Here is a 1,176-nt window from a genome sequence, read left to right as displayed (position 1 = left end):
GAAGAACCCCCGGTGCACCAAGGGCATGATCTCACAGAAATGGGCGTAACCGAGTAGTTCCTCCATGTCAGCCAGAAACACCTTGTCGATAACGCTCAGCACGTCATCTATATCGGCTCCGATCAGCTGCGGGCATTTATCGAAAAAGCCGCTGACATAGGACATGCGGCTGATCATTGCTGTTCCGACTTCGTCGTCGCGCTGCACTTTGCGGTTGAAGCGTCCGCCGACGAATTTGGTATCGGCTGATAGGTATAGGGCGGAAAGGATGCTTCGTATCGGTTGTTGCCACAGTGATAGTTTGGCGACGGCCGCGTCCGAATGCACTTCAAACTTCAAGAACTCTTCAGAGGCGTCCGACACTCATGCTCCCCGCTAATCACTGAGTGGACAATGAATTAGATCGGCGTAAGACTCAATGAGATCCATCTCGCTTGGCGCACTATGCAGCGGCGCGCCGCTGTTGGAAATGGGCGTCTCAACCTTGTGTGCCTTAGGTAGCCGGACGAAGCCTGTAAGGTCCGGCTCCTCGAAACTATACAATTGGGTGCGCAAGTCGCTCGGTCTCTGAGCTGACGCCCGTCGCCGACGATGTCTGGATTTAGAATGCTGCCCGGTTGGTCACAATGGCTGAGATGAGGCGCGAAGCTGCCATTCGTAAAACGGAGAATGAAGACCTCCAAATGGGGTGGCAGCAGTAGCGTACCGCCATTGCCACCGTCAAAGCAGGTAATTGCCAAAAACCCTCAATGCCGCTTGAAATACGCACCTCCCGCTCATGCTTCTCCGCCGCCTCGCGGGTATCAGGGTATCAAACGTCTCCAGGTTGCGCAGTTTCCCCATCTTCTCGTCCTTCTTGCGCGAATAAAGCCAGTATTTTCCGTCCTTGAGTTTCCGGATCATCTCGCTCTCCCTGGCTGATCAGGATTTCCGTTTGGCCTTGAGGCTGCGATCGGCCGAGCTCAGCTTCCTTCTCGCCCTTTCAAAACGGATGCACGACCCCACGACACAGGCTATGTTGCCCCGTCCGGCCGAGGTCATCGAAGGGGGAGGACATGCAGGCAGTGCCGATAGCGCATCAAGCCGCGCAACCCGTGGCCGGCCCCTTCTTGGCCGGCTATCCGGCCGCCGTCCTGTGCTGGCTGCTTTCGGCTGGCGTCTATATCGCGGCCAAAT

General features: G+C 56.5%; 2 protein-coding genes. Both read right to left on the bottom strand.

Annotated features, from left to right (window positions below; translation table 11 throughout):
• A partial coding sequence (locus EOB49_RS33970) for a hypothetical protein (protein WP_164781933.1) occupies positions 1-363 on the bottom strand: 363 nt, incomplete at its 3' end.
• A 357-nt stretch (positions 364-720) separates the two neighbouring features.
• Positions 721-903 (bottom strand): hypothetical protein, encoded by a 183-nt coding sequence (locus tag EOB49_RS36730; protein ID WP_164781932.1) that lies wholly within the window; start codon positions 901-903, stop codon positions 721-723.
• Positions 904-1,176 lie beyond the last annotated feature (273 nt).

This window comes from Mesorhizobium sp. M7A.F.Ca.MR.148.00.0.0 (assembly GCF_003997735.1).
Taxonomy (GTDB): Bacteria; Pseudomonadota; Alphaproteobacteria; order Rhizobiales; family Rhizobiaceae; genus Mesorhizobium.
The sequence above is the reverse complement of the archived record's forward strand: the minus strand, read 5'-3'. Positions and strand labels throughout refer to the sequence as shown.